Source organism: Pseudoxanthomonas sp. LjRoot204_2 (assembly GCF_056175765.1).
The window spans coordinates 1-2,014 of record NZ_JBGFFG010000535.1; the positions used below are offsets into that span (position 1 = coordinate 1).

The 2,014-nt window shown below is 64.8% G+C and carries 2 protein-coding genes; both read right to left on the reverse strand.

Translation table 11 applies throughout. The annotated features are described in order from the left end of the window. The coding region (gene istA, locus AC04L7_RS17585; RefSeq protein ID WP_475513552.1) for an IS21 family transposase at positions 1 to 1,408 on the reverse strand (1,408 nt) is incomplete at its 3' end. 99 nt (positions 1,409 to 1,507) lie between these two features. Then, positions 1,508 to 2,014 (reverse strand): nucleotidyl transferase AbiEii/AbiGii toxin family protein (locus tag AC04L7_RS17590; RefSeq protein ID WP_475513553.1); only part of this gene is annotated, 507 nt, incomplete at its 5' end.

The following is a 2,014-nucleotide window of genomic DNA, read 5'->3' on the forward strand; positions in this document are numbered from 1 at the left end:
CTCGAGCACAGGCGGCTTCCAGCCGTGCCGGCGTGTACTCGCGCGCCAGACGCTGCAACCCCAGGCAGGCGCGGTAGCCCTGCTCCGGATGCGGGCGGTGTTCGAGTTGCCATGTCACCACCGCCGCCGCACTGACGCCGATGCGCCGGCCCCAGTCGATCAGCTTCTGGGGCGTCCACTCCAGGTGGGCACGGTGCGACGCCGGCATGTGCTCGGCGATGGTCGTGTGTGCGCCCTTGCGGTGACTCAGCGCATGGCAGGCCACGCGCTGGTTGGCCGCGAAGCACTCCATCAGGCTGGCGCTGACGCGCAGCTCGACGGTGGTGCGCACGAGGGCGTGCGGCACGCTGTAGTAGTGACCGTCGAACTCGACGTGGTAGTCGATGTTCACCTTGGCGCTCTTCCACAGGCACGCCTCGAAGCGCTGGGCCGGCAGTGGCCGCAGCGCGGGCGCGTCCAGTCTCTCGAAGGCGCTGCGCCGGCAGCCGGGCAGCTTCTTGAAGGGGCGCTGGTTCAGATCGACCAGCAGCGCGGCGATCGCCCGGTTGAGTTCGTCCAGGCTGAAGAAGCGCCGGTTACGCAGGCGCGCCAGAATCCATCGCTCGACCACGAGCACCGCGTTCTCCACCTTCGGCTTATCGCGAGGATGGGCCGGGCGTGCTGCGAGCAATGCACAGCCGTAATGGGTGGCGAACTCGTCGTACAGGCGATTGGGTTCGGGGTCGTAGCGATCCGGACTCTTGATCAACGCGCGGGCCTGATCGGGCACGATCAAGCGCGGCACGCCGCCGAAGAATTCCAGCGCTCTCACCTGGGCGCCGATCCAGTCTGCGGTGGTCTGACGCGCGGTGGCGCAGGCGTAGGTGTAGTTGGACGCGCCGAGCGTGGCCACAAAGATCTGCGCGGCGGCGATCTCGCCGGTGGCCGCGTCCACAAGCGGCACGGTCTGGCCGGCATAGTCCACAAACAGCTTCTCGCCGGCGATGTGCGTCTGGCGCATGGACCGCTTCAGCCCGAGCGCCCACGCCCGGTACTTCACGCAGAAGCTCGTGTACTTGTAGGCCTGCTGGCCGGCCCCGGCGAGGCTGCGGGCGTACTCCTCCCACARCARYTGCAGGGTGACRCCGGCGCGCTTGAGTTCCTGATGCACCAGCGCGAAGTCGGGGGCGAGTTGSTGGCTGGAGCGGGGCAACGCCGGTCGATACAGCCGGGATTCAAGCTCCTCGTCGGTGAGCGCCTGGGCGACCGCCCAGTCGATGCCTGCGGCGCGGGCGAGCGAGACGTACTTGCCCGCGACGCTCTTGGAGATCTTGAGCGCTCGGCCGATCTCGTTGTAGCTCAGGTCTGCCTGCAGGTGCAGGCGCAATGTCTCTCGGATTCGGCGCATCGTGATTCTGTTCGTGGGCATCAGGCTTCACCGCAAAAGGCGATGAGCTTGACGCCCGGTCAAAAGATCACTTGCGCGCTCCCCAAATCGTCCACGATCGCGCTGAAACAGCGTCCACGATCAGTTTGAAATGCCGTCCACGATCACGTTGAAACGGCGTCCACGATCAGCCTGAAACGCCGTCCACGATGGGCTGAAATACGCAGCTCCCCCATCCAGCTCCAACATCTCCACGTCGAAGACGGCCTCGTTGAAGCTGTAGTCGATCTCGACCACTTGGGCGGATTTGCCGGCGTTCAGCCGGGCCATGGCGGTCGCATTGGTTTTGTCTGCGAATCCGATCTTCAACGCCAGGTTGTGGTGGGTGCGATTCTCCCCTTTGGGCTCGAGCCTGTGTGACTGTAAGCGGCACGCCGTACTGTAAGGCAGCCTCTCCTCTGCCGCGAGCAAGCCTTCGCGAATCTCCGACAGAACGGCCTCCACACTCTCGGGCGCGTACTTGTCGCTTGTGGAAAAATCCAGGTCCCGCGTATATCGCGAGCTGTCATAACGAATGGCCAGCAACAAGCCGCCTTTCATGACCATCTTGGCCTGCAGGTTCTGAGAATGGCCAATGCTGTCCAAGAT